The organism is Pseudomonas sp. 65/3-MNA-CIBAN-0223 (assembly GCF_040310425.1).
In the GTDB taxonomy this organism is placed as follows: Bacteria; Pseudomonadota; Gammaproteobacteria; order Pseudomonadales; family Pseudomonadaceae; genus Aquipseudomonas; species Aquipseudomonas gregormendelii.
Genome location: NZ_JBEOPV010000044.1, coordinates 1 through 5,584, shown reverse-complemented (window position 1 = coordinate 5,584; position 5,584 = coordinate 1). Strand labels below are relative to the sequence as shown.

At 58.9% G+C, this 5,584-nt stretch carries 6 protein-coding genes; all 6 read right to left on the bottom strand.

Annotated features, from left to right (window positions below; all coding sequences use genetic code 11):
* Positions 1-123: 123 nt before the first annotated feature.
* Entirely contained in the window at positions 124-900 is a 777-nt protein-coding gene (aotJ, locus tag AAEZ09_RS27780; protein ID WP_045062714.1) for an L-arginine-binding protein AotJ, read from the bottom strand.
* Between the two features lie 296 nt (positions 901-1,196).
* Positions 1,197-1,649: a molybdopterin synthase catalytic subunit MoaE gene (gene moaE, locus AAEZ09_RS27775; protein ID WP_205892999.1), complete on the bottom strand. Its 453-nt coding sequence runs from the start codon at positions 1,647-1,649 to the stop codon at positions 1,197-1,199.
* Positions 1,650-1,652: 3 nt separating this feature from the next.
* On the bottom strand, positions 1,653-1,895 hold the full coding sequence (moaD, locus tag AAEZ09_RS27770) for a molybdopterin converting factor subunit 1 (protein WP_045062719.1): 243 nt from the start codon (positions 1,893-1,895) through the stop codon (positions 1,653-1,655).
* Positions 1,892-2,365 (bottom strand): cyclic pyranopterin monophosphate synthase MoaC, encoded by a 474-nt coding sequence (moaC, locus tag AAEZ09_RS27765; protein ID WP_045062721.1) that lies wholly within the window; start codon positions 2,363-2,365, stop codon positions 1,892-1,894. Before moaC ends, moaD begins: the two co-directional genes overlap by 4 nt.
* A gap of 235 nt (positions 2,366-2,600) precedes the next feature.
* A complete protein-coding gene (locus tag AAEZ09_RS27760; RefSeq protein WP_045062722.1) occupies positions 2,601-3,995 on the bottom strand; it encodes a PhoH family protein in 1,395 nt (464 codons plus the stop codon).
* Positions 3,996-4,332: 337 nt separating this feature from the next.
* Positions 4,333-5,457 carry a polysaccharide deacetylase family protein gene (locus AAEZ09_RS27755; RefSeq protein WP_350601564.1) on the bottom strand — a complete coding sequence of 375 codons (1,125 nt, stop codon included), beginning with the start codon at positions 5,455-5,457 and terminating at the stop codon, positions 4,333-4,335.
* Between the last annotated feature and the right edge of the window lie 127 nt (positions 5,458-5,584).

The window sequence follows — 5,584 nt, the reverse complement described above, 5'->3', positions numbered from 1 at the left end:
CTGTGGGATCCAACCTGCTGGCTCCCACATTGAAATGCTCTCAACTGTGGGAGCCTCGGGCTGCTGTACCGCTCTGGAATGCATTCAAAACTGTGGGAGCCAGCCTGCTGGCGATGCTTTTGCTCAGTCGCCGTAAATATCCGACTTGAAGTACTTCTCGGAAATCTTCAGGTATTCGCCATTGGCGCGAATGCCGTCGATGGCGCTGTTCAGCTCGCTGACCAGTTCGGTGTTGCCCTTGCGCACGGCAATCCCGGCGCCCTCGCCCACATATTTCGGGTCCTTGAGTTCTGGCCCAACGAACGCATACCCCTTGCCGCGAGGCATCGAGAGGAAGTCACTGAGCGGGATGGTGTCGGCAAAGATCGCATCGAGGCGACCGGCTGCCAGGTCCATGTAGATCTCTTCGTTGTTGCTGTAGCGCTTGACGTTGACGCCCTTGGGTTCAAACACCTCGGTGGCGTAACGGTCAGTGGTGGTGGCGCGCTGCACGCCGACGTTCTTGCCTTTGAGGCTGGCGTACTGATCATCCACGACTGCGCCATCCTTCATCACCAGGCGCGAAGAGGTGAAGTAGTACTTGTGGGTGAAATCCACCGACTTCTTGCGATCTTCGTTGATGGTCATAGACGACAGGGCCATGTCGATTTTCTTCACTTTCAGCGAAGGAATCAGGCCATCGAACTCACCTTCGACCCAAACGCACTTGGCCTTCATCTGCGCGCACAGGGCATTGCCGATGTCGTAGTCGAAACCGACGATCTCGCCCTTGTCGGTCTTGGAGGCAAACGGAGGGTAGGCGGCTTCAATGCCGATGCGCAGGGTTTTCTCGGCGGCGAACACAGAGCTGCACGCCAACAGGCTCAGGGCCAGACCGGTGATGAGGGGGAATTGCTTCATATTCGTTCTCTCGCGGGTTGTTGTTGGTTTGGCAAGACAGAAGAAAAAGCTGGAACTGGGGGGACGACTTTTTTGTACTTATAATTCCATACTGGACTTTTGTGTACTGGTCGTCAATTGGGGGATCGGCCGGTGGTCGGGAGGAGTGCCAAGCTGAATTCATTGGCGAAGCTGATGGCCTCTTCGCGGGCGAGCCCGCTCCCACAGGGATGAACGTCGCTCACACATTGTGCAAGCAACACAAGACCTGTGGGAGCGGGCTTGCCCGCGATGGCGTATCTGAGGACGACGAGGATCTACCGCTTCCAGCGATCCGCTGCCGCATGGTCACTGTCCCGCCCTTCCACCCACCGCGGCCCGTCGCTGGTGTTTTCCTTCTTCCAGAACGGTGCACGGGTCTTGAGGTAGTCCATGACAAAGGCGCAGGCGTCGAACGCCGCCTGGCGATGGGCACTGGCGGCCCCGACGAAGACGATCGGCTCCCCCGGTTCCAGCGCGCCGATACGGTGCAGCACTTCCAGCTTGAGCAGTGGCCAGCGCTGTTCAGCCTCCAGGGCAATCTTGCCCAAGGCCTTTTCGGTCATGCCCGGGTAGTGTTCAAGAAACATCCCGGACACGTCGAGCCCGTCATTGAAGTCGCGCACGTAGCCGACAAAGCTCACCACTGCGCCCACACCCACGTTGGCAGCCTGCATGGCATTGACTTCAGCACCCGGATCGAACGCCGCGCACTGCACGCGAATGGCCATGGTTCAGCCTCCGGTCACAGTCGGAAAGAACGCCACTTCATCGCCATCGACCAGCGGTTCATCAAGCTGGCAGAGGTCTTCGTTGCGGGCGCACATCAGGTTCTGCTCTGTCAGCACAACCGCGCCGTCGCGCCGGGCGACACATTCACGCACGTCATCGACAGTGGCGAAATCCCCTGAGACCTGCAGCGAATCGACCCCCATCGCCTCACGATAACGGGCAAAAAACTTCACGGTGATGTTCATGTCGGCTCCGCCTGGAAATGTCCGCTCTTGCCGCCGACTTTTTCCAGCAGCCGAACGCTTTCGATGGTCATGCCACGGTCAACCGCCTTGCACATGTCATAGATCGTCAGTGCCGCGACGCTGGCTGCCGTCAGGGCCTCCATCTCGACACCGGTCTGCCCGGACAACTTGCAGCGCGCGACGATGCGCACGGCGTCGTCGCCCTCGGCACTGAGCTCCACCTTGACGCCGGTGAGCATCAGCGGATGGCACAGCGGGATCAGATCGCTGGTTTTCTTCGCCGCCTGAATGCCGGCAATGCGCGCCACGGCAAACACATCACCCTTGGGGTGACCGCCGCTGACGATCATTTGCAGGGTTTCGGGCAGCATGCGCACCAGCGCCTGGGCGGTCGCTTCACGGAAGGTCACGGCTTTTTCAGTGACGTCGACCATGTTGGCGCGACCTTGGGAATCGAGATGAGTCAGCACGGGGTTACTCCTGATCAGGAGTGGCGATTGTAAACCTGCGGGTCAATTTTTCGCACGCAAGATTGCAAGGCTGCCGCCAAACACCGTAGGAGCTGCCGAAGGCTGCGATCTTTTGATCTTCAATCTGAAAATCAAGATCAAAAGATCGCAGCCTTCGGCAGCTCCTACGGGGCGTTCGGCGCGAAATTCGGGTAACAAAACGGGCGGCTTAGGGCCGCCCGGTTTGGGTGAGGGGTTACAAATGCGTCTCTGCGTATTCAGCCAGAATCGAACGAGGCACCCCTTGCAGGGTGATGTGCACGCCATTGGGGAAGTCTTTGAAGCGTTCGGTCAGGTACGTCAGCCCGGAGCTGGTCGCGGAAAGGTAAGGGGTGTCGATCTGTGCCAGGTTGCCCAGGCACACCACTTTGGAACCCGCGCCGGCACGGGTGATGATGGTCTTCATCTGGTGCGGCGTGAGGTTCTGGCATTCGTCGATCAGAATCAGGCTTTGCTGGAAGCTGCGACCCCGGATGTAGTTGAGGGATTTGAACTGCAACGGCACTTTGCTGAGGATGTAGTCGACGCTGCCATGGGTGTTTTCGTCATCCATGTGCAAGGCTTCGAGGTTGTCGGTGATTGCGCCGAGCCACGGTTCCATTTTTTCCGCTTCGGTGCCAGGCAGGAAACCGATCTCCTGGTCCAGGCCCTGCACACTGCGGGTGGCGATGATGCGGCGATAGCGTTTGCTGACCATGGTCTGCTCGATCGCAGCGGCCAACGCCAGAATGGTCTTGCCGGAACCAGCGGCGCCAGACAGGTTGACCAGGTGAATGTCCGGATCGAGCAAGGCGTACAGCGCCAGGCTCTGGTAGATGTCACGCGGTTTCAGGCCCCAGGCTTCCTGGTGCAACAGGGGTTCCTGGTGCAGGTCGAGAATCAGCAGCTTGTCTTCGTCGATCTCCTTGATCCAGCCTACAAAGCCCTGCTCGTCGATGATGAACTCGTTGATGTGGACCGCTGGCAAGTTGTCGATCATCCGCACCTGATGCCACGTGCGGCCATGGTCCTGGCGGGTTTCGACATTTTTCACCAGATCCCAGAAGGAGCCGGTCATGTTGTGGTAACCATTGGGCAGCAGCGAAACATCGTCGACCAGTTGGTCAGTGCTGTAGTCCTCGGATGCGATCCCACAGGCTCTCGCCTTGAGGCGCATGTTGATGTCTTTGGTGACCAGCACCACTGGCAGCTTGGGCTCGCGCGCATGCAGGTCGATCAGCTGGTTGATGATGATGTTGTCGTTCAGGTGTTCAGGCAGGATGATGTTTGGCTCAGCCCGCTTGCTCATCAGAATTGACAGCAGACCCTTCGGCCCACTTTTGCCCCGCTGGATCGGTACTCCCAGTTCGACGTCTTCAGGGCTGGCTTCACCCAGTGTCTTGTCAATCAGGCGAATCGCCTGGCGACATTCCGCGGCTACGCTGTGATGCCCGCTCTTGAGCTTGTCCAGCTCCTCAAGCACGGTCATTGGAATGGCGACGTGGTGTTCTTCGAAGTTGAGCAGTGCGTTTGGATCGTGAATCAATACGTTGGTATCGAGTACATAAAGGATAGGCTGGTTGGAGGAAGAACTACGTCCGTGATCATCCATACTCGGTCACCTTTGTGGGAGCCAATCGACGCAATACCATGACAGTGCTGCGCCTCGAAGTAGCCACCGAATTCACCTGCGAGGGATCAAGTGAACTGCACACACAATTGGGTCTTGGGAGACGCCACCTGTGTTGCAGGTTTCGGCGGTCTGTCTTCGTAATACTCCAAAACAGGTGACAGGAAAAAGTACTTTGACGCTTTTTTGAAGTTTATTTTTCAGAGTGACGAAAAGCCCTTGGCGTGCAGGCAATGTGCCGTTAAAGTCGGAAGTCCGCCTGCATCGAAATCTCTCGAGAATTCGCCCCTCGCCCAATGTTTACGGGCTTTTTTCCTGTTCAGCGAAAACCGTCCTGACAGTCGTCCCAACCGATCCCGCTGGCCGCCGTTTGCGTGATCAGCCAGGGCAGCGCAGTTTTCACTGCATCCTGTTTCACATTGAAATTGATCACCCCGTGGCGCCACAGCAGCATCAGCGTCAGCACCCGTTGTGCGGCCTGATTGGCCTTGAGCTTGCCCGCGCCGTCCTGGGCGTCGATGTCCCACAGCGCCACCTGCAGGCCCTGCGCCTTGAAGAAGGCTGCCGCGTCCGCGCGACGCTGGCCGTCCGGCGGGCGAAACAGCGGCACGTAGTTTTCCGGCAGCTTGCTTTTGACCAGGTCGGCGCTGCGCCTTACCGAGTCCTGCCAGTCCTGCCAGTGGCTGTGGGAGCGAAACTCCCAACCCTGCACGCCGATGCACTGTTGTGAGTAAGTCGCTTGCAGGCTGGACACCGAACGCTCGGCGAGTCGCGCCTGAATGTCCTTGCCCAGCACGAAGAACGTGGCGCTGATGTTCGCCTTGCGCAGGTACTCGGTCACCCAGGCGGTATTGTCCGGCACCGCGTTGGCGGCGCTGTCGAAGGTCAGCAGAAACAGCCGGTCGTGCATGCCCTCGCCGTTGCGCTCATAGTCGCCAAAACGATCGACTTCGCTGGTGGTTTGCGGGAACAGCGCAGCCTTGCGCAACAGTTCGTCGAGGTACTGAGCGTGGAACAGGCGACTCGGTTCGGCCCATTTGATGTAGTAGCTGTCATCGCTGACCTGGAACTTGGCGGCCTGTTCGCGCAGCGTCGCCATGTCCTCTACCAGAAAGCAGAACGAGGCGTCCTGATCGCAGCTTTGCTGGGCGAAGTTGTAGTTGGCCAGCAGGCGCTGCCACAGGCGCTCGCGCAGTTGATGGACGGCGTCCGAATTGATCGTGCGCAGGCCCAGGCGTTGGGTCAGGCTGGCGTCGTCCATGGACTCACTGGCCAGCAGCACCCGCGCGAACATGAGGATTTCGGCGCGCGACGCGACGTCGAACAGGGTCGGGTTGCCGAGCTGTTCGGGCCAGGTGCTGCGGTCGAGCGTCGCCACCTCGCCGGGTGCCGCTGTGGCGCCGAGGCTTAAAAGGCAGGCGAGGGCCAGAAAAACGATACGCAATGGGATGTCTCCATAACAAAACCCGCGCGGCACTATATATCGGGAAGATCAAAAGATCGCAGCCTTCGGCAGCTCCTTGTATGTTGACCCAGCACCCAGCGAGAGAGGTCTAAGCTCGTTGGTGCTG